Genomic DNA, 22,650 nt, shown 5'->3' with positions numbered 1-22,650 from the left:
AAGGTCCGCCCGTGCACAGCGTACGAAGGCCCCCGGCGATGCGGGACGTCGCCCACCTCGCCGGGGTGTCCCACCAGACCGTGTCCAGGGTGGTCAACGACCACCCGAGTGTGCGGTCCGAGACCCGAGCCAGGGTCCTCGCCGCGATGCGGGCGCTGGACTACCAGCCCAACGTCGCGGCCAGGACCCTGGCGACGAACCGGTCGCAGACCGTCGGCCTGGTCACCTTCGACACCACGCTGTTCGGGCCGTCGTTCATGGTCCACGCCATCGAACGCGCGGCCCGGGAAGCGGGCTACTTCGTCAGTATCGCCAGCGCCAGGGAGCTGAACGTGCCCTCCGTGTCCGAAGCGATCCGCCGACTGCGGGAACAGGCGGTCGAGGGGATCATCACCCTCGCCCCGGTCGCCGCGGCCTGGACGGCGCTCGGCCGCTCGCTGCTCGACGTGCCCGCGCACGTGCCGATCGTCGGCATGGGCATCGACGTGGCGGCGATGCCGGAGGTGCCGATGGTGGCCGTGGACAACGCGGCGGGTGCCGGGCTCGCGACCCGGCACCTGATCGCGCTCGGTCACCGCACCGTGCACCACGTCGCGGGCCCGCCCGAGTGGCCCGAGGCCCGCGAACGGCTCGTCGGCTGGCAGGCAGCGCTGGAGGACGCCGGTCTACCGGTGCCCGTCCCGCTGCCCGGCGACTGGAGCGCCCGGTCCGGCTACGCCGCCGGCCGGGCGCTCGCCGCCGACCCGTCGGTGACGGCCGTGTTCTGCGGCAACGACCAGATGGCGATCGGCGTGCTGCGCGCCTTGCACCAGGCCGGCAGGGCGGTGCCGGACGAGGTCAGCGTCGTCGGGTTCGACGACATGCCGGAGGCGCCCTACCTGCAGCCTCCCCTGACCACCGTCCGGCAGGACTTCGCCGAGCTCGGCAGGCGCAGCATGCACCTGCTCGTCACCCAGATCGCGGCGGGCGTGCGGCAGACCGGTCAGCACCGGTCCGCCCCCGACCTCGTCGTGCGTGAAAGCACCTCCGCTCTTGCTCTTTGATAGCGCTCACAAACAATGTGTCCAGGAAGGGACCGACCTTGAAGCGTTTACTGAGCGGCACCGTCGCCGCCACCCTGTTGTTGGCGCTCGGCGCCTGCGGCGACTCCGCTGACTCCCCGGCGGCGACCGGCGAGGCCGCGGACAGCGGGGCCACGCTCACCCTGTGGACCCGCGCCGCCACCGAGTCCGTGTCGAAGGCGTACGCCGCCGCCTACAACGCCACCCACAAGAACCAGGTGCAGGTCACCGCGTATCCGAACGAGGAGTACCCGGCGAAGCTCGCCTCGGCCGCCGGGGCCAAGGCATTGCCGGATCTGTTCGCCTCCGACGTGGTGTTCGCGCCGCAGTACGCCTCGCAGGGGTTGTGGCTGGACATCACCGACAAGTTCAACGCCCTGCCGATGAAGGACAAGGTCGCCCCGGCGCACGTGCGCAACGGCACCTGGAACAAGAAGAACTACGCGGTCCCGCACACGATCGACATGTCGGTCATGCTGTACAACAAGGACCTGTTCACCAAGGCCGGCCTGGACCCGGAGAAGCCGCCGGCGTCGCTGACCGAGTTCGCCGCGGCCGCCCGCGCCATCGACAAGCTCGGCGGCGACATCAACGGCACCTACTTCGGCGGCAACTGTGGCGGCTGCAACGTCTTCACCCTGTGGCCGTCGGTGTGGGCCGCCGGCGGCGACGTGATGAACGCCGAGGGCACCGCCTCGACCATCGACTCCAAGGAGATGTCGGAGGTCTTCGCGCTCTACCGGAAGCTGTACGACGAGGGCGTCGCCGCGCCGGCGTCGAAGGACGAGGCCGGCCCGACCTGGCTCGGCGCGCTGCAGAGCGGCAAGATCGGCATCGCCCCGGCGCCGTCGGCGTGGCTCGGCATCATCGAGGAGAAGGCCACCTTCAAGGTCGGCATCGCGCCGATCAGCGGCATCAACGGGGGCGAGTCGACGTTCGTCGGCGGCGACTCGATCGGCATCGGCGCCACCAGCAAGCACGCCGCGCAGGCCTGGGACTTCCTCGCCTGGACCCTCGGCGACGAGGCGCAGGTCGAGGTCGTCGCGAAGAACAAGGGCGTGCCGACCCGCACCGACCTGGCCTCGAACAAGTACTCCTCGGCCGACCCGCGGATCGTGACCATCAACAACCTGATGGGCAAGGGCAAGACGCCGTACGCGAAGAACTTCAACGCCACCTACAACGACCCGCAGAGCCCGTGGAACACCGCGTTCCGCGGTGCCCTGTTCGGCGACGCGCAGAAGTCGCTCGGTGACGGCGCCACCGCCCTCACCGCCTCACTGAAGAAGTAGCCGTGCCCGCCCGCCCCCGCGCGAGCGGGGGCGGGCCGCCCGCCCCACCGACACCCCCTCGAACCAGGACACCCCTCGAACACGGTCGCACCGGAGAAGATGATGACCTTGCTGGCGCCAACGCGACCGACGGTCCTGCCGTCGGCGCCACCGCGAAGGAAACGCAACAGGCAGTGGATCGGCGCCCTGTACGCCGCGCCGACCGCGTTCGTGGTGGGCATGTTCTTCGTCGTGCCGCTCGGCCTGGTCGTGTGGATGTCGCTGCACCACTGGCCGCTGCTCGGCGCGCCCACGATCAACGCGCCGGAGAACTACGCCGGGCTCGCCGACGACGACCTGCTGCGCACCGCCGTGTGGTTCACCCTCAAGTACACGGTCGTCGTGACGGTCCTGCTGTTCGTGCTGTCGTTCGGCCTGGCGCTCATGGTGCAGCACCGCCGGCGCGGCGTCGGGCTGCTGCGCACCGCGTTCTTCCTGCCCGCCGCGGTCGGCTTCGCCAGCGCGTCGCTGCTGTTCCTCGGCCTGCTCAGCGACGAGATCGGCCCCGTCAACCGGGTCCTGGAGACGGTCGGGCTGGTCGACGGGTACGTGTCGTGGACCAGCGGCAGCCCCGACTCCGCGCTCGGCTCCGCGGTCGTGCTCGTGCTGTGGCGCTTCGCCGGCTTCAACATGCTGATCCTGCTCACCGGCCTGCAGGCGATCCCGCTGGACGTGTACGAGGCGGCCCGCCTGGACGGCGCGACCCGCTGGCAGATCTTCCGGCGGATCACCGTGCCCCTGATGCGCCCGACGATCGCGCTGGTGCTCACGCTCATGATCACCGGCTCGCTGCTCGCCTTCGACCAGTTCTGGATCCTCACCCGCGGCGGCCCCGACAACGGCACCACGTCGCTGGTCATGGTGATCTACCGGGAGGCGTTCATCGAGCTGGATCTCGGCTCGGCGGCGGCGATCTCGGTCGTGCTGCTCGGGGTGCTCATCGTGTTCAACGCCATCCAGCTCGGCGTCCTGCGCCGCCGATCGCAGTAGGGACCCGTGCTCATGCCCCGCAAGATCAGTGCCGCCGCCCTCGCCGTCCTCTTCCTGTTCCCGCTGCTGTGGAGTGCGTGGGCGTCGGTGCGCACCCCGTCCGGCTTCGGCCTCGAGAACTACAGCAGGCTGTTCACCTCGGACAACGGCATCCGCTTCGAGCACATCGTCAACAGCGTCACCGTGTCGGCGCTGACCGTCGGCGGCACGCTGCTGGTCGCCACCCTCGGCGGCTACGCGTTCGGCCGGTTCCAGTTCCCGGGCAAGAACGCCCTGTTCCTGCTCACCCTCGCGATCCTGATGGTGCCCTACGCGACCATCCTCATCGCCCTGTACGTGCTGCTGGGGTGGATCGGGCTGCAGGACTCCCTGCTCGGGCTCAGTCTCGTCCTGATCATGTTCCAGCTGCCGTTCTCGATCTTCATGATGCGCAACGCGTTCGAGGCGATCCCGAAGGAGCTGGAGGAGTCCGCCCTGATCGACGGGTGTACCAGCTTCGGCGCGCTCACCCGCATCATGCTGCACGCGGTGCGGCCGGGCCTGATCACCGTCGGGCTGTTCGCGTTCCTCACCTCGTGGAGCGAGTTCTTCGCCCCGCTCATCCTGCTCAACTCCACGGACAAGTTCACCGTGATGCTCGCCGTGGTCAACATGCGCACCGCCTCGTTCGGCGCCATCGACTACGCCGCCCTGGAGGCCGGCGTGACGTTCATGGCGGTGCCCTGCCTGCTGCTCTTCCTCGTCCTGCAACGCAGTTACGTCCGGGGCTTCATGTCGGGCGCGCTGCGCGGCTAGTGCTTCCTCGGCACCACGGCGGACCGTCCACGGACGGACGGTCCGCGGACACCCCATACCCTCGGGAGGGACCCATGTCCTCACCACCGGTGACCCGCCGCAGCGTGCTGCGGACCACCGCCGTCGCCGGCGCCGCCACCGCCGTCGCCCCGCTCCTGTTCTCCGAGGCGGCCGGCGCCGCCCGCCCGGACACCGGCGTCTCCGCCTACGCGTTCCCGCTCACCGCGGTGCAGCTGCTGACCAGCCCGTTCACCGCCGCGGCCGGGCGCATCCACTCCTACCTGCTGTTCCTGGACAACGACCGGCTGCTGCACACGTTCCGCCTCAACGTCGGGCTCTCCTCCTCCGCCACCCCCTGCGGCGGCTGGGAGTCACCGACGACCGAGCTGCGCGGGCACTCCACCGGCCACATCCTGTCCGCCCTCGCCCAGGCGTACGCCAGCACCGGCAACACCGCCTTCAAGACCAAGGGCGACCAGCTCGTCACCGTCCTCGCCCAGTGCCAGTCGCGCGCCGCCACCGCCGGCTACAACACCGGCTACCTCAGCGCGTTCCCGGAAAGTTTCATCGACCGGGTCGAGGCGCGGCAGTCCGTCTGGGCGCCCTACTACACGCTGCACAAGCTCATGGCCGGCCTGCTGGACATGCACCAGCTCGCCGGCAACGCGCAGGCGCTGACCGTGCTCACCGGCATGGCGGCGTGGGTCAAGTTCCGCAATGACCGGCTGACCCTGACCCAGCGGCAGAACATGCTCGACACCGAGTTCGGCGGGATGAACGAGGTCCTCACCAACCTCTACCAGCTGACCGGCGACGCCGCGCACCTCGCCGCCGCGCAGCAGTTCGACCACGCGGAGATCTTCGACCCGCTCGCGGCCGGCACCGACAGCCTGAACAACTACCACGCCAACACGCAGATCCCGAAGATCATCGGCGCGATCCGCGAGTACCACGCGACCGGGACCGTTCGCTACCGCACGATCGCGGTCAACTTCTGGGACATCGTCACCCGCCGGCACACGTACGCGATCGGCGGCAACTCCAACGGCGAGTACTTCAAGGCGCCCGACCGCATCGCCAGCGAGCTGTCCGACACGACCGCCGAGTGCTGCAACTCGCACAACATGCTGAAGCTGACCCGGCAGCTGTTCTTCACCGACCCGTCCCGGGTGGACTACCTCGACTACTACGAGAAGGCGCTCTACAACCACATCCTCGCCTCGCAGGACCCGAACTCCGCGCACGGTTTCCAGTGCTACTACGTGCCGCTGCGCGCCGGCGGGATCAAGACCTACAGCAACGACTACAACAGTTTCGTCTGCTGCCACGGCACGGGCATGGAGAGCAACACCAAGTTCGGCGACAGCATCTACTTCCACGACGGCGCCAGCACCCTGTACGTGAACCTGTTCATCCCGTCGGTGCTGACGTGGTCCGCGCGCGGCGTCACGATCCGGCAGGAGACCGGCTTCCCGGAGGCCGGCTCGACCAAGCTGACCGTCACCGGGTCCGGCACGTTCACCGTGAAGGTCCGGATCCCGTCGTGGGCGTCCTCGGCGTCGGTACGGGTGAACGGTGCCGCTCAGGCCGCGCCCGCACCCGGCTCGTTCGCCACGATCGCCCGCACCTGGGCCTCCGGCGACGTCATCGACGTGACCCTGCCGATGGCGCTGACCCGCGAGTCCGCCAACGACAACAGCAGCGTGCAGGCGGTGAAGGTCGGCCCGATCGTCCTCGGCGGGCTGTTCGGCACCAACAATCTCAGCGCACTACCCGTACTCAACCCGGCCACGCTCACCGCGACGGCGACCCCGTTGCAGTACACCGCCGGCGGGGTCACCCTCCAGCCGTTCTACAAGGTGCACGGCCAGCGCTACAGCGTCTACTGGTCGGTCAACACCACCCCGCCGCTGCCACAGTTCGTCGCGCACTACCAGTTCGAGGGCAACGGCACCGACGCCACCGGCAACGGCCGCACCGCCACGGTCACCAACGGCACCTACGTGACGGGCCGCACCGGCAGCGCCGTCAACCTCAACGGCACCAACGGATACGTGGCGCTGCCGTCGGGGATCCTGGCCGGCGCCACGAACTTCGCCGTCGCCCTGTGGGTCCGCGTCGACACGATCACCAACTGGGCCCGCGTCTTCGACTTCGGCAGCGGCACGGGCGTCAACATGTTCCTCGTCGCCAGGTCGGGCTCCGGGACCGCGCGGTTCGCGATCACGGCCACCGGCGCCGGCGGCGAGCAGCGCATCGACGCCCCGTCCGCGCTGCCGGCCGGCGCCTGGACGCACGTCGCCGTCACCCGCGAGGGCAACCTCGGCGTGCTGTACGTCAACGGCGCCGAGGTGGCCCGCAACACCGGGCTGACGCTCAGCCCGTCGAGCCTCGGCGCCACCACGCAGAACTGGGTCGGCCGCTCGCAGTACGCCGACCCGTACCTCGACGGCGCCGTCGACAGTCTCCGCATCTACAGCCGCGCGCTGACCGCCGCCGAGGTCGCCGGCTTCGCCGCCAACGGAACCTGAGAGGTTTTGATGTTGCATCGACCAGTCGTGCTCGCCGTGCTCGCGGCGACGACCGTCTCCGTGCTCAACTGGCCGGGCGTGGCAGCCGCCGCGCCGGTCACCTTCGCCAGCACCGTCGTCAACCAGTCCAGCGGGCAGTGCGCCAACGTGCCGGGCGGCGCACCCACCAACGTCCTGCAGCTCGTGCAGGCCGCCTGCAACGGCGCCACCAGCCAGAACTTCACCTTCGTCCCGGTGGCGAACGCGACCGGCACCTACACCGTCAACACGCTCACCTCCGGCTCCTGCGTCGACGTGACCGGCCGGTCCACCGCGGACAACGCGACGATCATCCAGTACACCTGCAACGGCCAGACCAACCAGCAGTTCCGGCTGCAGGCGGTCACCGTCTCCGGCGCCACGAACACGTTCAACCTCGTCGCCGTCGAGTCCGGCAAGTGCGTCGCGCCGGCGTCGGCCGGGCTCGTGCAGCTGACCTGCTCCACGGCGGCGACGCAGGTGTGGCGGCTGCCGTCGTACAACGGCGGCACGACGACCACGCGCACCTTCACCAACCCGCTCGACCCGCAGGGCCCGGACCCGTGGCTCACGTACTACAGCGGCTACTACTACCTGGCGTCCACGACGTGGAACCGCACGATCACGATGCGCAAGAGCCGCACGCTCGGCGGCCTGGCCACCGCGCCGGAGACCGTCATCTTCAACCTCACCCGGCCCAACGGCGCCGGCACCATGTGGGCGCCCGAGTTCCACCTGCTGAACGGCCCCAACGGGCAGCGCTGGTACTTCTACTACACCGCCGGCGCCGAGCCGTACAACCTCGGCACGCAGCGCATCCACGTCCTCGAAAGCGCGGGCCTCGACCCGATGGGCCCGTACACGTTCAAGGCCGACCTGCTCGACCCGACCTCTGACAACACGTGGGAGCTCGACCCGAGCATCCTGCAGCTCAACGGCCAGCTCTACCTGCTCGGCACGTTCTACAACGGCTCGCAGCCGATGTTCATCCGCCCGCTGTCGAACCCGTGGACGGCCAGCGGCACCCGCCGCATCCTGTCCACGCCCACCTACAGCTGGGAGACGGTCGGCGGCGCCGTCAACGAGGGCGCCGAGGTCATCACCCACGGCGGGAAGACCTTCATCATCTACTCCGCCAGCCACTGCTCCACCCCGGACTACAAGCTCGGCATGCTCACCTGGAACGGCGGCGACCCGCTCAACTCGTCGTCGTGGGTGAAGTCCCCGAACCCGGTCTTCCAGCGCTCCAACGCCAACTCGGTCTACGCCCCGGGCCACAACGGCTTCTTCAAGTCCCCCGACGGCACCGAGGACTGGATCGTCTACCACGCCAACAGCTCCACCAGCGGCGGCTGCGACATGAACCGCAGCACCCGTGCCCAGAAGTTCACCTGGAACGCCGACGGCACCCCCAACTTCGGCGTCCCGGTCGCCCTGGGCACCCAACTCCCCGTCCCCTCAGGCGAACCCGCCTCCTGACCCTCCCGCGCCCACGACGGGCGGGACCAGCCGGTCCCGCCCGTCTCGTGGTGGACTGCGGGTGGCCGGTGTGCCATCGTGGGCGGATGTCACGGGTGGTGACGTTGCCGGCGGTGGGCAGGTTGCTTGCCGTCACCGACCTGCACGGTAACCTCGCGGACTTCCATGCGATCGTGGCCCGGTTCAGGGCCATCGTGGACGCTGGGGGGCCGCGGCCGCACCTGCTGTTCTGTGGCGACCTCGTGCACGGGCCGGCCATCGCTCCGCGGGCGTGGCCGGAGCATCTCGGCGACTTCTATGTCGACCAGACGCCGCGGCTGCTCGCCGAAGCCCGTGAACTCCAGGAGGCCTACCCGCAACAGGTCCACTTCCTGCTGGGCAACCATGAGCACGCCCATCTGGGTGGCCCGCGGTTGGACAAGTTCCATGGCGACGAGGCGGCCCACCTGGAGCGGCAGTACGCCCCGGGCGGGTTCGCCCCGGTCCGGCGGTGGATGGCGGGCTGGCCGCTCGCGGCCGTCGCGCCGGGCGCGGGCATCGCCTTCACCCACGCCGCGCCGCACGCGCGGATCGCCGGGCCTCGTGACCTCGACGACCTGGCGCTGGCCGGGTACGAATCGGTGCCCCTGGCCGACATGGCGTCGACCGGGCCGCTCGGGGCGCTGCTGTGGGCCCGGACCACGCCCGCCGAGCGGGGCTTCGCGTTCCTTCGTGCCCTGCACGTCGGGTGCAAGGTGGCGGTGTTCGGCCACGACATCGTGCGGGAAGGGCACTGGATCGAGCATGAGCCGCTGTTGTGCGTCTCCAGCAGCTTCGGGTGCTACGACGGCGACAAGGTGTACCTGGAGTGGGATCTGGCCCGCCCGGCGGGCAGCGCCGCCGAGGTTGCCCGCGACGGCCTGCGGCGGCTGCACCCCGGCGCCCGGCCGGTGCATCGCACCTGAAGCTCAGCGCTGTGCGGTGACGGAGCGATGGTCACGGTGCGTCGTCGAGGTCTTCCCTGCGCGGGAGGGGGACGGGGCTGATGTCGTGGCCGAGGTCGACGATGGCGCGCAGGAGGTAGGCGCCGAGGCGACGGAGAAAGTCCATGCCACGGAGCTTGACGGTGGTCGATGCAGGCGCGGTACCGCGGCGGCTGGGAGGCTCCTCCAGCGAGGCTCCACGCGGACTGTAGCGGAACTGTGCGGAAGATCTACCCGGTTCGATCACGCTGGGCGACATCGCGTCCCCCGCTGGCATCGACGACAGGACCTCCCGATATGCGACAGTTCCGTACTCTGGCGGCCGCCGCCACCGCGCTCAGTCTCTTAGCCGCCGCCGGGTGCGGGTCCACGCCCGCGTCCGGTGAGGGCGCCGCAGGGGAGGGGGCGCCGGTCGCGGGTGGGACGTTCAACTACGCGATCGACTCCGAGCCCAGCTGCCTCGACCCGCACGTCAGCCTCGCCGACGCCACCGCGTTCATCACCCGCGGGGTCGTGGACTCGCTCGTGGTGCAGGACGCCGACGGTAGCTTCAAGCCGTGGCTGGCGAAGTCGTGGAAGGTCTCCGACGACCTCAAGACGTACACGTTCGACCTGCGGACCGACGTCACGTTCCACGACGGGACGAAGTTCGACGCGGCGGCGGTGAAGGCGAACTTCGACCGGATCGTGGCCAAGGAGACCAAGTCGCAGTATGCGAGCACCCTGATCGGGCCGTACACCGGCACCACCGTCGTCGACGAGCACACCGCAGAGGTGCGGTTCAGCGCGCCGTTCCAGCCGTTCCTGCAGGCGGCGAGCACCGCGTACCTCGGCATCCAGTCGCCGAAGGCGTTCACCGACTACGCGGGGGCGCTGTGCGAGCACGTCGTCGGGTCGGGGCCGTTCGTGTTCACCAGCCACACCCGGCAGCAGAACGTGACGCTGACGCGCAGCGCGACCTACACCTCGGCGCCGCCGAACGCGAAGCACGCCGGGCCCGCGCACCTGGACAAGGTCGTCATCCGGTTCCTGTCCGAGAGCGCCACCCGGCTCGGCACGCTCACCAGCGGTGAGGTCCAGGGGATCAGCGCCGTGCCGGTGCCCAACGTCGCGGCGGTGCAGGCGGACACCGCACTCCAGCTCGTCCGCACCGACGCGCAGGGGGCCGTCTACACGCTGTACCCGAACACGTCGCGGGCGCCGTTCGACGACGAGAAGGTCCGCAAGGCGTTCCAGCAGGCGCTCGACGTCGACACCCTGGTCAAGAGCGTCTACTTCGGACAGTACAAGCGGGCGTGGGGCGTCCTGTCGCCCAACACGAAGTACTACGAGCCGTCGCTGGAGCAGAAGACGAAGTACGACGAGGCGGCCGCGAACAAGCTCCTCGACGAGGCCGGCTGGACCACCCGCGACGCTGACGGGTACCGCACGAAGAACGGCAAACGGCTCGCCGTGGTCTGGCCGTACACGCAGCAGCAGGCCGCCGTCCAGCAGCGGGGCACGTTCGCCCAGGCGGTGCAGGCGGCGCAGAAGAAGATCGGCATCGAGGTCGTGCGGACCAGCGTGCAGACCGCCGAGCTGTTCGGGCTGGTCGCGAAGGCCCAGTACGACATCTTCGACGAGAGCTGGACCCGCGCCGACCCCGACCTGCTGCGCATCTTCTTCGCCTCCACCAGCAAGCCGCTCACCGGCCAGAACATCTCGTGGGTCAACGACGCGACCGTCGACGGCTGGGTGAACGGCGCGTCCGCCACCGCCGACGACGCCAAGCGCAAGGACGCGTACAGCCGCACCCAGCTGTGGGTGCAGGAGCACGCCGCCGCGTTCCCCGTCTACGTGCCCGCGTACCTGCTCGCGGCGTCGACGAAGGTGCACGGCCTGCGGTCGGACCCGGCCTCGTTCCCGCTGCTCTACGACGTGTGGCTGACGAAGTGAGCAGGGTGCGGTGGCTGCTGCGCCGGCTCGCCGGTGGTCTCGGCGTGCTCCTCGGCGCCGCCACCGTCACCTTCCTCGCGATGGAGCTCATCCCCGGTGACCCGGCGCGCGCCCTGGTGGGCAGCGCGCCGGCCACGCCGCAGACGATGGCGCTGATCCGGCACGAGATGGGCCTCGACCTGCCGCTGCCGGTGCGGTACGGGCACTACCTGGCCCGGCTCGCGAGCGGTGACCTCGGCCGCTCGTACCAGCTGCAGCAACCGGTGTCGGCGATCATCGGCGAGCAGGTGTGGCCGACCGTGCAGCTGGCGCTCGCCGCGACGCTCCTCGCCTTCGCGGGCGCGGTGCTCGTCGCCACGCTCACCGCCGGCCGGTGGCGGGTCGCCCGTGGCGTCGCGCAGGCGGTCGAGCTGGTCGCGGTGTCCACGCCGAGCTTCTGGCTCGGGCTGCTGCTGCTGTCGGTGTTCGCGTTCCGGCTGCGGCTGGTCCCGGTCGGCGTCGACCAGGGCCCCGCGGCGCTGATCCTGCCCGCCGTCACCCTCGCCGTCCCCGTCGGCGCGATCCTCACCCAGGTGCTGCGCGACGGGATGGAGGGGGCGCTGCGGCAGCCGTTCGTGGTGTCGGTGCGGGCCAGGGGCGTCGGCGAGCTCGGCGTGCGGGCGCGGCACGTGCTGCGGCACGGGCTGAGCCCGGCGGTGACCCTGTCGGGCTGGCTCGTCGGGCACCTGCTCGGCGGGGCGGTGCTCGTCGAGCAGGTGTTCGCCCGCCCGGGCCTCGGGCGGGTCACGCTCGCCGCCATCAGCAGCCGCGACTTCCCGGTCGTCATCGCGATGGTGCTGTTCGTCGCGGTGGTGTTCGTGGTGGTGAGCACGCTCGTCGACGGCCTGTACCGGATCATCGACCCACGCCTGCGGGGAGCGGCTCCATGACCGACATCGCGGTCACCGCGAAAGCAAGGCCACGGGTGCCGGCGGCGGGTGTCGTCGCCGCCGGCGTGGTCCTCGCCGCGCTGCTCGTCGCGGTGCTCGTGCCGGACCGCCTGGCCGCGGGGCCCGACGAGGTCGACCCGCTCATCGCGCTGCGGCCGCCGGACGGCACGCACTGGCTCGGCACCGACCAGCTCGGCCGGGACGTCTACGCGCGGATCGTCCACGGCGCCCGCATCTCGCTCGTCACCGGCGTCGCCGCGACCGCCCTGGCCGTCGTGGCCGGCACGCTGCTCGGGCTGCTGTCGGCGCTCGGCGGGCGGCTGGTCGACGAGGTGCTCATGCGCGCCGTCGACGTGCTGCTCGCGCTGCCCGGCATCCTGCTCGCCCTGCTGGTCATCGCGGTGCTCGGACCCGGCCCGGTCAGCGAGCTCGTCGCGATCGCGTTCGCGGCGGTCCCGGGGTACGCGCGCATGATCCGCGGGCAGGCGCTGTCGGTGCGCCGCGCCGACTACGTCACCAGCGCCGTCGCCGTCGGCGTCCGCCCGATCGGCCTCGTCTGGCGGCACGTGCTGCCCAACTCGCTCGGCCCGGTGCTGGTCCTGGCGACGCTCGGCACCGGCAGCGCCATCATCATCGGCTCGTCGCTGAGCTTTCTCGGCCTCGGCCCGCGCCAGCCGACCCCGGAATGGGGCGCGATGCTCGCCGACGGCCGTGACTTCCTGTCCACCGCCTGGTGGGTGGGCGTCTTCCCCGGCCTGGCCATCACCGTGACGGTCGTCGCGGTGACCGTCCTCGGCCGCCGCTGGCAACGACGATTCGAAGGGCTCCGATGACACTGTTGCGAGTGGACGACCTGCAGGTGACGTTCCACAGTGGACGCGAGCGGGTCGAGGCCGTGCGGGGCGTGTCGTTCCAGATCGAGGCGGGGGAGTGCCTGGCGGTCGTGGGCGAGTCCGGGTCGGGCAAGAGCGTCACGGCCCGCACCCTCGTCGGCCTCACCGGGCCGTCCTCCGAGGTGGAGGCCGCCCGCATCGAGTTCGCCGGGCGGGATCTGCGCAGGCTGGGGCCTCGCGGCTGGCGGGAGGTCCGCGGCCGGGGGATCGGTCTCGTGCTGCAGGACGCGCTCGTCTCGCTCGACCCGCTGCGCACCGTCGGCGCCGAGATCGCCGAGGCCCTGCGCGCGGACGTCAAGGACCGCCGGGGAAGGGTGCTGGAGCTGCTGCGCGAGGTCGGCGTGCCCGAGCCGGAGCAGCGCGCCCGGCAGCACCCGCACGAGCTGTCCGGCGGGCTGCGGCAGCGGGCCCTCATCGCCTCGGCGATCGCGGCCGGGCCGTCGCTGCTCGTCGCCGACGAGCCGACCACCGCGCTCGACGTCACCGTCCAGGCGCAGATTCTCGCCCTGCTCGCCGAGCGCAAGGCGACCGGCACCGCGCTGCTGCTGATCAGCCACGACCTCGCCGTCGTCGCCGGCCTCGCGGACCGCACCGCGGTGATGCGCGACGGCGTGATCGTCGAGTCGGGCCCCACGGCGCAGGTGCTCGGCGACCCGCAGCACCCCTACACCCGCCAGCTGCTCGCCGCGGTCCCCGGCGCGCACCCCCGCGGCACCAGGCTCTCCGGCGGTCAGGCCGCTCAGGTGGCGTTGGCGGCGTCGGTACCGGGGGAGCCCGTCCTCGAGCTCCGCGGCGTCACGAAACGGTTCCGCCTGCCGGGTGGTGGCTCCCGGGACGCCGTGCGGGACGTGTCGGCGACGCTGCGCGCCGGCGAGATCCTCGGCCTCGTCGGCGAGTCGGGGTCGGGCAAGAGCACCGTCGCCCGGGTCGCGCTCGGGCTCCTGGCACCGGACAGCGGCGAGGTGCTCCTCGAGGGGCGTCCGTGGAGCGCGCTGCGGGAGCGGGACCGGCGGCCGCTGCGGCGCAGGATCGGCGTCGTCTTCCAGGACCCGCTGAGCTCGTTCGACCCGCGGCACCCGGTCGAGCGCATCGTCGCCGAGCCGCTCGGCGTCATCGGCCATCCCCGGCGCGACCGGCGCCGCCGCGTCCTGCGGCTGCTGGACCAGGTCGGGCTCGGCGCCGCGGTGCTCGACCGGCGGCCGGTCGAGCTCTCCGGCGGGCAGCGGCAGCGGGTCGCCATCGCCCGCGCCCTCGCGCCAGGGCCGGCGCTGCTGGTCTGCGACGAGCCCGTGTCCGCCCTCGACGTGTCGATCCAGGCGCAGGTCCTGGACCTGCTCACCGACCTGCGGGCGGAGCTCGGGGTGGCGATGCTGTTCATCTCGCACGACCTCGGGGTGGTGCACCACCTCAGTGACCGCGTCGCCGTCATGCGCGCCGGCGAGATCGTCGAGGACGGGCCGGTCGAGACCGTGTTCGCCGCGCCGCGGCACCCGTACACCCGACAGCTGCTGGACGCGGTGCCGCGGCTGGAGGTCGTCACACCCGGCACGGCTCGCTGAGCACGCGGCGGATCCGGCCGAGGTCCAGGTCGATGGAGAAGCGGGACGGCACGTGCACCGGCGGCGCGTCGAGCGCCGGGTCGAAGGAGAGCACGGCCTGGTGCAGGCGGCGCAGCGCCGGCGACGGCTCCAGGCCCAGCTCGTCGGACAGGACCGTCCGCAGCCGCGTGAAGACCTCTAACGCGTGCACCTGGCGACCGGAGCGGTACAGCGCCAGCATCAGGTGCGCGTGCAGGTTCTCGTGGACGGGGTGCCGCTCGACCAGCGCGCTGAGCTCGCCGATCAGCTCCTGGTGCCGGCCCAGGCGCAGGTCGACCTCGATGCGGCGCTCGATGGTGGACAGCCGGCTCTCCTCCAGGCTGGCCAGCCACGTGCGCAGCACCGGGCCGGGCTGCACGTCCACGAGCGCCGGGCCGCGCCAGACGGCGAGCGCGTCGCGCAGCGCCGCCGCGGCCGCCGGGTCGTCGCCGTCGCCGAGCGCCTGCCGGCTGTCGCGGAGCCGGTCCTCGAACGCGTCGACGTCCAGCTCGCCCTGCCGCGACACGAACAGGTAGCCGCGGTCGCGGGTGACGAGGCGGCCGGCGCAGGTGGCGTCCCGCTCGTTGCCCAGCCGCAGGATGCGGCGCAGCTGCATGATGTAGGTGTGCAGCGTCGACACGGCGCTCGCCGGCGGGTTGTACTCCCACAGCTCCTCGATGCACTGACTCACCGGCACCACCTGGTTTGCGTTGAGCAGCAGCAGCGCGAGCAGTTGCCGCTGCTTCGGTGCGGTCGGCACCTGGATCGCCCCGTCGGCGCACAGGAGGAGCGGGCCAAGAACTCCCAGTTTCACTGCGTCTCCTATCGGATTAATAGGATTTTGGTCCGACTTCGCCGCTTGCGTCATTGCAGGGATTGGGCGCGGTCGTCGCTGCGGCTTTACCGATTACATTGAAGCGTATCGTAGGTAAATACTACGGTCAAGGTAGGAAATCAGACGCTATCTGCGGCTCTTCGTGCGCCCCTGAACAGGTGCAACCCGATACGCGCGCAGAAAAAGATCGGTGGCATCGGCGCAAATCTCGTCGATTTCCCAGGGCGCCAAAGCGAGCGTGCCATATTTCGACCGCTGCTGTCCCTCATAGGTGAGCTGGGACACGAAATGCGCCGCCGCACGGTCCGGACGGTCCGCGCTCAACACGCCCTGGGCGGTCAGCACGGCCACCCGCTGGATCAGCCAACCCAGCAGCTTCGGCCCCGACTGCGGCTCGTCCGCGCCGCAGGAGCGGTGCAGCTGCGGGTGGTGCGAGACCTCGGCGATGATCAGCCGGCGCAGCGCCGACACCTCGGGATCGAGCGTCGCGGCGAGGAACTGCCGGCCGAGCCGCAGCAGGTCCTGCTCCAGCGCGGCCGGGTCGGTCAGCAGCGACTCGTCGAGCTCGGTGTCACGGTCGGCGCCGGTGCGCGCCTCGTCGACCACCGCGACGAACAGCCGCTCCTTGTCGCCGAAGTGGTTGTAGATGGTCTGCTTCGACACGCCCGCCTCGGCCGCGATCGTGTCGAGATTGGCCCGTTCATAGCCGGCGGTGATGAAGATCCGGGTCGCCGCCCGCATGATGGCGGTGCGCTTGCCGGGCAGTCCGCGGGGCGCGACCTCGGAGGGTGTCATCGTCGAGCTCGAACCCGCCACGCGTACCGCCCCTCCGTCGCCCGTCGATCATACTAGACGGTACAGTCCAGACCGCTACCAGTCCAGACCGCCGTGCACGTCCACGACGCTGCCGTTGACGTAACCCGCGCCCGCGCCGGCCAGGAACACCGCGACCGCCGCGACCTCCTCGCCGGTGCCCGACCGCCCGGCGGCGAGCCGCGGCCCGTACCTCGCCCACACCGCCGCGTTGCCGATGAGCTGCTCGCCCATGCCCTCCGCGATGATCCCCGGGGACAGGCAGTTCACCGTGATGCCGTGCGGCGCCAGCTCCACCGCCGCGGTGCGGGTGAGCGCCTCGATCGCCGCCTTCGACGCGCTGTAGGCCGCCGCCCCCGGCGTCGCCCGGGTGGCGAGCGCCGACGACAGCGTCAGGATCCGGCCGCCGCCGGCCCGCCGCAGCGCCGGGACGGCCGCCTGCACGGTGTGGAACGTGCCGGCCACGTTCGTGGCGAGCACGTCCGCGAACGCCTCCGGCGCCTGCCCGGCGACCGGCCCGGGGCGGCTCACCCCGGCGTTCGCCACGACGATGTCGACGCGGCCGAACCGCGCCTCGACCCGGTCGAAGAGGTCCCGGACCGAGCCCGGGTCCGTCACGTCGACCCGCTCGTCCGGCGGCTCCGCGGACCTCGCCGCGGCCACCACCTTGGCGCCCCGCGCCGCGAACGCCGCCGCGATCGTCCTGCCGATGCCCCGGGTACCCCCGGTCACCACCGCCACCCGCCCGTCCAGACTCATGCGGACAGCCTCCGCAGCCCCCGTCCACGGGTGCTACACAACACCTGGAGCCCGTCTCCAGGCCGGTCGTGGTCGCCGCTCCATCGGCCGCTGTCAACGTTCTCGGCATGGCAGATGCGAGGCGAGACCGGCGCCGGGTCGCCGGCGTTCCACGTGACGGGGCGCATGCGGCGGGGGACCGGCGCCGGGTGGCGATCACCGGCATCGGCGTGGTCGCCCCCGGAGGGGTCGGCACCAAGGCGTTCTGGGCGCTGCTCACCAGCGGGCGGACCGCGACCCGGACCATCACCGCGTTCGACGCCGGGGCGTTCCGCTCCCGGGTCGCCGCCGAGTGCGACTTCGACCCGGTGGCCGCCGGACTGACCCAGCAGGAGATCCGCCGCATGGACCGGGCGGCGCAGTTCGCCGTCGTCGCGGCCCGTGAGGCGCTCAATGACAGCGGTCTCGACTTCGACGCCCGCGACCCCGGCCGGACCGCGACCGTCATCGGCAGCGCCGTCGGCGCGACCACCAGCCTCGAGCGCGAGTACGCCGTGGCCAGCGACGCCGGCCGGCACTGGCACGTCGACCCCCGGTACGCGGTGCCGCACCTGTACGACTACCTGGTGCCGAGCTCCCTGGCCGCGGAGGTCGCCTGGGCGGCCGGCGCCGAGGGCCCCGCCGCGGTCGTCTCCACCGGCTGCACGTCGGGCCTGGACGCGCTCGGCCACGCCGCCGACCTGATCCGCGAGGGCTCCGCCGACGTCGTCATCGGCGGCGCGACCGACGCACCGATCTCCCCGATCACGGTCGCCTGCTTCGACGCCATCAAGGCCACCACCGCCCGCAACGACGACCCCGAGCACGCGTCGCGCCCGTTCGACCGCAGCCGCGACGGCTTCGTGCTCGGCGAGGGCTCGGCGGTGTTCGTCCTGGAGGAGCTGTCCGCCGCACGGGCCCGCGGCGCCCGCGTGTACGCGGAGATCGCCGGGTTCGCCGGGCGCGCCAACGCCTTCCACATGACCGGCCTGCGCCCCGACGGGGTCGAGATGGCCGAGGCGATCCGGGTCGCGCTCGACGAGGCCCGCCTCGACCCGACCGCCGTGGACTACCTCAACGCGCACGGCTCCGGCACCAAGCAGAACGACCGGCACGAGACCGCGGCGGCGAAGCTCAGCCTCGGCGCGCACGCGTACCGCACCCCGGTCAGCTCGATCAAGTCGATGGTCGGGCACTCGCTCGGCGCGATCGGCTCCATCGAGATCGCCGCGAGCGCCCTCGCGATCGAGCACGGCGTCATCCCGCCGACCGCCAACCTGCACGAGCCCGACCCCGAGTGCGACCTGGACTACGTGCCGCTGCACGCCCGGGAGCAGCGCACCGACACCGTCCTGTCCGTCGGCAGCGGCTTCGGCGGCTTCCAGAGCGCCATGGTCCTGGTGCGGCCGTGACCGCGCCCACCACGGAAGGCCGGGGCACAGTCATCACGGGAGGCGGGGGCGCCGTCATCACGGGTATCGGTGTGGTGGCGCCGAACGGGTTCGGCACCGAGGACTACTGGCGGGCGACCCTCGACGGGCGCAACGGCATCGGCCGGATCACCCGCTTCGACCCGGAGCGCTACCCGGCCCGGCTCGCCGGCGAGGTCCGCGGCTTCGAGCCGCGCCGGCACCTGCCGAGCCGGCTGCTGCCGCAGACCGACCACATGACCCGCCTCGCGCTCGTCGCCGCCGACCTCGCCCTCACCGACGCCGGACTCGACCCCGCCGCCCTGCCCGCGTACGCGGCCGGGGTGGTCACCGCCAGCGCCTCCGGCGGCTTCGAGTTCGGCCAGCGGGAGCTGGAGAAGCTGTGGAGCCTCGGCGGCGAGCACGTCAGCGCCTACCAGTCGTTCGCGTGGTTCTATGCGGTGAACACCGGCCAGATCTCGATCCGGCACGGCCTGCGCGGCCCCAGCGGCGTCCTCGTCACAGAGCAGGCCGGCGGCCTCGACGCGCTCGCGCAGGCCCGCCGGCACATCCGCAAGGGGATCCCGGTCGTGCTGTCCGGCGGTGTCGACAGCGCGCTGTGCCCGTGGGGCTGGATCGCGCAGGTCGCCAACGGCCGGGTCGCGACCGGTGAGGACCCCGCGACCGCGTTCCGTCCGTTCCACCGCGACGCGGCCGGCTACGTGCCGGGGGAGGGCGGCGCGATCCTCGTCGTCGAGGACGCGGCCGCGGCGGCCACCCGCGGCGCCGCACCCCTGGCCGTCGTCGCCGGGTACGCCGCCACCTTCGACCCGCCGCAGGACAGCGGGCGGCCCGGCACGCTGCGCCGCGCCATCGAGATCGCGCTCGCGGACGCCGGTGCCGCCGCCGCGGACGTCGGCGTCGTCTTCGCCGACGCGGCCGGGGTGCCCGCCCTGGACCGGGCCGAGGCCGACGCGCTCGCCGCCGTGTTCGGCCCGCGCGGCACCCCGGTGACCGCGCCGAAGACGATGACCGGCCGGCTCGCCTCCGGCGGCGCCGCGCTCGACGTGGCCACCGCGGCCCTCGCCCTGCGCGACGGCGTCATCCCGCCGACCGTCAACGTCGACGCCCCGGCCCTCGCCCACGACCTGGACCTGGTCACGTCGGCGCGCCCGGCGCGGCTGCGCACGGCCCTCGTCGTCGCCCGCGGGTACGGCGGCTTCAACGCGGCCGTCGTCCTGCACCACCCGACCGCAGCGCACCGACAAGGAGCAGCAGCATGAGCAGCAGAGAACTGACCGTCGACGGGGTCCGCGAGCTCCTGCGCGAGGTCGCCGGCGAGGACGAGACCGGCGGCCTCGACGGCGACATCGGCGCCGTGCCGTTCGAGGACCTCGGCTACGACTCCCTGGCGCTGCTGGAGCTCGCCGGGCGGGTCGAACGCGACTACCGGGTGCGGCTCGCCGACGACACCGTCGTGCAGGCCCGCACCCCGGACGAGTTCGTCGGCATCGTCAACCAGGCCCGGGCCGGTGCGCGGTGAGTTTCGCCCTGTGCGCCGGTTGCCGGATCCCGCTGTACGAGCCGAAGCTCGCCCGCAACCTCGGAGTGTGCCCCGAATGCGGGCACCACCACCGGCTCACCGCCCACGAGCGGATCGCCCAGCTGCTGGACCCGGGCAGCGTGCACGCGCTCGACGCGCCGGTGCCCGCCGGCGACGTCGTGATCCGCGACGCCGACCACCTGGAGGGCCGCGACGCGTGGGACACGGTGCGGCTGGCGCGGGACATCGGCCGGCCCAGCACCGCCGACTACCTCGACCGCATCTTCACCGACGTCGTGCGGCTGCACGGCGACCGGATCTCCGGCGAGTGCCCGGCCGTCATCGGCGCACTGGCGAGGCTCGACGGGATCCCGGTCGTCGTCATCGGCCACCAGAAGGGGCACACCGCCAAGGAGCTGTCCCGCAGCCGGTACGGCATGCCGACGCCCGCCGGCTACCGCAAGGCGGCCCGGCTGATGCGGCTCGCCGCCAAGCTCGGGCTGCCCGTGGTCACGCTCGTCGACACGCCCGGCGCGTATCCGGGTCCGGAGGCGGAGGAGCAGGGGCAGGCGGTCGCGATCGCCGAGAGCCTGCGGCTCATGGCCGGCCTGCCCGTGCCCGTCGTCGCCGTCGTCACCGGCGAGGGCGGCAGCGGCGGGGCGCTCGCCCTGGCCCTGGCGAACCGGGTGCTCGTCCTGGCCAACGGCGTCTACTCCGTCATCAGCCCCGAGGGGTGCGCGGCGATCCTGTGGAACGACCCGGCGCAGGCACCGCGGGCGGCCAGGTCGCTGCGGCTGCGCCCGGCGGACCTGGTGCGCCTCGGCGTCGTCGACGGCGTCGTGCCGGAGCCGCCCGGCGGTGCGGCCGCCGACCACGCGGAGGCGGCGCGGCTGCTGCGGGCCGCGCTCGTCACCGAGCTGCGGTCGCTCCTGCCGCTGAACGCGCCGCGGCTCATCGTCGGCCGCCACGCCCGCTTCCGCCGCTTCGGCGCCCCGGTCGACCAGGTCGCGGCATGACGACCCTGGCGGAGGCCCGGGACGGCGCCGGGCCGGATGCGGCAGGGGTGCTGGACGCCGTCCGGCGGACCGTCCTCCTGCTCGCCAACGAGGCAGGGGCGCGACCGGAGCTGGTGCGGGTGTCCGTCGGTGACGTCGCGGTGGAGATCTCGTTCGGCGCCGTGCCGCCCGTCCCGGCCGCCGTGCCGACCGCGGACCACGTCGAGATCCAGGTCCTCGCCGACGCCCACGGCAACGCGGTGCACCTCGGCGAGCGCGACTGCTCCGTGCAGCGCCGGCACCAGAAGCTCATCGAGGAGACCCCGGCGCCCGGTGTACCGCGGGACGTCGTCGAGCGCATGGGCGAGGCCAGCGTCCGTGGCGCGCTCGCGGCCGGCTACGTCGGCGCCGGCACCTTCGAGTTCCTGCTCGACGACGCCGGGGACTTCTTCTTCCTCGAGGTGAACTGCCGCATCCAGGTGGAGCACCCGGTCACCGAGGCGGTCACCGGCCTCGACCTGGTCGCCGAGCAGCTGCGGATCGCCGCGGGGGAGCCGCTCGGCCTCACCCAGGCCGACGTCGCGCCCCGCGGCGTCGCGATCGAGTGCCGCGTCAACGCCGAGGACCCGGCCCGCGACTTCGCGCCCGCACCCGGCCGCCTGGACGCGTTCACCGTGCCCGGCGGGCCGTTCGTGCGGGTCGACACGCACGCGTACCCCGGCTACAGCGTCCCGTCGGCGTACGACTCGCTGCTCGCCAAGCTCATCGTGTGGGCGCCCGACCGGGACACCGCCATCGCGCGCGGCCGCCGGGCCCTCGCCGACTTCCGGGTCGACGGGCCGGGCGTGCACACCACCGCCGGCTTTCTCCGCGACGTCCTCGCCGACGCGTCGTTCCGCGCCGGCACCCACGACACCGGGCTCGTCGCCCGGCTGCAGTCCCAGCCCGAGACCCAGGAGGATTCATGACCGAGACAGCGGCGAAGCCGAAGGCGCCCGCCGGGCCCCGGCATGCGCTGGTCACCGGGGCCACCAGCGGGATCGGCCTGGCCGTCGCCCGTGCCCTCGGCGGAGCCGGCCATCGCGTGTACCTGTGCGCCCGCGACGCCGACGCCGTCGCCCTCACCGTGAAGGAGCTGCGCGACGAGGGCCTCGACGTCGACGGGCAGGCCGCCGACGTCCGCGACACCGGCCAGATCCGCACCCTCGTCGCCGGCGCCGTGCAACGCTTCGGACCCGTCGACGTGCTCGTCAACAACGCCGGCCGCAGCGGCGGCGGCGTCACCTCCGCGGTCGCCGACGAGCTGTGGGACGACGTCATCGCCACCAACCTCACCGCCGTCTTCCACGTGACCCGGGAGGCGCTCACCGCCGGCGGGCTCGAGGGGCGCCCCGGCGGCCGCATCATCAACATCGCGTCCACCGGTGGCAAGCAGGGCGTCGTGCTCGGCGCGCCCTACTCCGCCTCCAAGCACGGTGTCATCGGCTTCACCAAGGCCCTGGGCCTGGAGCTGGCCCGCACCGGGGTGACCGTCAACGCCGTCTGCCCCGGCTACGTCGAGACGCCGATGGCGCAGCGAGTCCGCGCCGGCTACGCCGCCGCGTGGCAGACCACCGAGGACGACGTCCTGGACCGGTTCCAGGCGAAGATCCCGCTCGGGCGGTACTCGACGCCTGACGAGGTCGCGGCGCTCGTCGGGTACCTCGTCACGCCGGCCGCGGACCCCATCACCGCCCAGGCGATCAACGTCTGCGGCGGGCTCGGCAACTACTAGGAA

At 72.3% G+C, this 22,650-nt stretch carries 18 protein-coding genes and 2 pseudogenes; 17 read left to right on the top strand and 3 right to left on the bottom strand.

Annotated elements, in window-relative coordinates; genetic code table 11:
* Positions 1–11: 11 nt before the first annotated feature.
* From ACQEVZ_RS04895 to ACQEVZ_RS04845, 11 genes are all read left to right on the top strand, one after another.
* Positions 12–1,043: a LacI family DNA-binding transcriptional regulator gene (locus tag ACQEVZ_RS04895; protein ID WP_354894940.1), complete on the top strand. Its 1,032-nt coding sequence runs from the start codon at positions 12–14 to the stop codon at positions 1,041–1,043.
* A 38-nt stretch (positions 1,044–1,081) separates the two neighbouring features.
* Positions 1,082–2,353, top strand: coding sequence for an ABC transporter substrate-binding protein (locus tag ACQEVZ_RS04890; protein WP_344511096.1), 1,272 nt, complete (start codon positions 1,082–1,084; stop codon positions 2,351–2,353).
* A gap of 102 nt (positions 2,354–2,455) precedes the next feature.
* Complete coding sequence (locus ACQEVZ_RS04885) at positions 2,456–3,382, top strand: carbohydrate ABC transporter permease (protein WP_433376622.1); 927 nt, start codon at positions 2,456–2,458, stop codon at positions 3,380–3,382.
* Between the two features lie 12 nt (positions 3,383–3,394).
* Positions 3,395–4,177, top strand: coding sequence for a carbohydrate ABC transporter permease (locus tag ACQEVZ_RS04880; protein WP_344511092.1), 783 nt, complete (start codon positions 3,395–3,397; stop codon positions 4,175–4,177).
* A gap of 74 nt (positions 4,178–4,251) precedes the next feature.
* Positions 4,252–6,708: a beta-L-arabinofuranosidase domain-containing protein gene (locus tag ACQEVZ_RS04875; RefSeq protein ID WP_433361801.1), complete on the top strand. Its 2,457-nt coding sequence runs from the start codon at positions 4,252–4,254 to the stop codon at positions 6,706–6,708.
* 9 nt (positions 6,709–6,717) lie between these two features.
* Complete coding sequence (locus ACQEVZ_RS04870) at positions 6,718–8,205, top strand: family 43 glycosylhydrolase (protein WP_344511088.1); 1,488 nt, start codon at positions 6,718–6,720, stop codon at positions 8,203–8,205.
* Positions 8,206–8,291: 86 nt separating this feature from the next.
* On the top strand, positions 8,292–9,149 hold the full coding sequence (locus ACQEVZ_RS04865; RefSeq protein WP_433361797.1) for a metallophosphoesterase: 858 nt from the start codon (positions 8,292–8,294) through the stop codon (positions 9,147–9,149).
* A gap of 315 nt (positions 9,150–9,464) precedes the next feature.
* Positions 9,465–11,102 (top strand): ABC transporter substrate-binding protein, encoded by a 1,638-nt coding sequence (locus ACQEVZ_RS04860; protein ID WP_433361794.1) that lies wholly within the window; start codon positions 9,465–9,467, stop codon positions 11,100–11,102.
* Positions 11,087–12,031, top strand: coding sequence for an ABC transporter permease (locus tag ACQEVZ_RS04855; RefSeq protein WP_433361791.1), 945 nt, complete (start codon positions 11,087–11,089; stop codon positions 12,029–12,031). Before ACQEVZ_RS04860 ends, ACQEVZ_RS04855 begins: the two co-directional genes overlap by 16 nt.
* The gene (locus ACQEVZ_RS04850) at positions 12,028–12,864 is read left to right on the top strand and encodes an ABC transporter permease (RefSeq protein ID WP_433361788.1); all 837 of its coding nucleotides are present in this window, start codon (positions 12,028–12,030) and stop codon (positions 12,862–12,864) included. The genes ACQEVZ_RS04855 and ACQEVZ_RS04850 overlap by 4 nt, the downstream gene beginning before the upstream one ends.
* Positions 12,861–14,483, top strand: a complete 1,623-nt coding sequence (locus ACQEVZ_RS04845; protein ID WP_433361785.1) for a dipeptide ABC transporter ATP-binding protein — start codon at positions 12,861–12,863, stop codon at positions 14,481–14,483. Before ACQEVZ_RS04850 ends, ACQEVZ_RS04845 begins: the two co-directional genes overlap by 4 nt.
* Here the strand turns inward: ACQEVZ_RS04845 and ACQEVZ_RS04840 are convergent.
* From ACQEVZ_RS04840 to ACQEVZ_RS04830, 3 genes are all read right to left on the bottom strand, one after another.
* A complete protein-coding gene (locus ACQEVZ_RS04840; protein ID WP_433361782.1) occupies positions 14,461–15,315 on the bottom strand; it encodes an AfsR/SARP family transcriptional regulator in 855 nt (284 codons plus the stop codon). The genes ACQEVZ_RS04845 and ACQEVZ_RS04840 overlap by 23 nt on opposite strands.
* 147 nt (positions 15,316–15,462) lie before the next feature.
* The gene (locus ACQEVZ_RS04835) at positions 15,463–16,131 is read right to left on the bottom strand and encodes a TetR/AcrR family transcriptional regulator (protein ID WP_433361779.1); all 669 of its coding nucleotides are present in this window, start codon (positions 16,129–16,131) and stop codon (positions 15,463–15,465) included.
* A 75-nt stretch (positions 16,132–16,206) separates the two neighbouring features.
* The gene (locus tag ACQEVZ_RS04830; RefSeq protein WP_433361776.1) at positions 16,207–16,908 is read right to left on the bottom strand and encodes an SDR family NAD(P)-dependent oxidoreductase; all 702 of its coding nucleotides are present in this window, start codon (positions 16,906–16,908) and stop codon (positions 16,207–16,209) included.
* 107 nt (positions 16,909–17,015) lie between these two features.
* Between ACQEVZ_RS04830 and ACQEVZ_RS04825 the strand changes: the two genes are divergently transcribed.
* The 6 genes and pseudogenes from ACQEVZ_RS04825 (at position 17,016) to ACQEVZ_RS04800 (ending at position 22,647) form a co-directional block, all read left to right on the top strand.
* Positions 17,016–18,338, top strand: coding sequence for a beta-ketoacyl-[acyl-carrier-protein] synthase family protein (locus tag ACQEVZ_RS04825; RefSeq protein WP_433361773.1), 1,323 nt, complete (start codon positions 17,016–17,018; stop codon positions 18,336–18,338).
* Positions 18,335–19,618: a ketosynthase chain-length factor gene (locus ACQEVZ_RS04820; RefSeq protein ID WP_433361770.1), complete on the top strand. Its 1,284-nt coding sequence runs from the start codon at positions 18,335–18,337 to the stop codon at positions 19,616–19,618. Before ACQEVZ_RS04825 ends, ACQEVZ_RS04820 begins: the two co-directional genes overlap by 4 nt.
* Entirely contained in the window at positions 19,615–19,878 is a 264-nt protein-coding gene (locus tag ACQEVZ_RS04815; protein ID WP_344511068.1) for an acyl carrier protein, read from the top strand. Before ACQEVZ_RS04820 ends, ACQEVZ_RS04815 begins: the two co-directional genes overlap by 4 nt.
* A 203-nt stretch (positions 19,879–20,081) precedes the next feature.
* Positions 20,082–20,894 (top strand): annotated as a pseudogene (gene accA, locus ACQEVZ_RS04810) (carboxyltransferase subunit alpha); the annotation flags it as partial.
* A 191-nt stretch (positions 20,895–21,085) separates the two neighbouring features.
* Positions 21,086–21,841, top strand: a pseudogene (locus ACQEVZ_RS04805) (acetyl-CoA carboxylase biotin carboxylase subunit); the annotation flags it as partial.
* A complete protein-coding gene (locus tag ACQEVZ_RS04800; RefSeq protein ID WP_433361766.1) occupies positions 21,838–22,647 on the top strand; it encodes an SDR family NAD(P)-dependent oxidoreductase in 810 nt (269 codons plus the stop codon). The pseudogene ACQEVZ_RS04805 and the gene ACQEVZ_RS04800, both read left to right, overlap by 4 nt.
* Positions 22,648–22,650: the final 3 nt, after the last annotated feature.

It is taken from the genome of Dactylosporangium sp. CA-152071, assembly GCF_050936335.1.
Taxonomy (GTDB): Bacteria; Actinomycetota; Actinomycetes; order Mycobacteriales; family Micromonosporaceae; genus Dactylosporangium; species Dactylosporangium maewongense.
The sequence above is the reverse complement of the archived record's forward strand: the minus strand, read 5'-3'. Positions and strand labels throughout refer to the sequence as shown.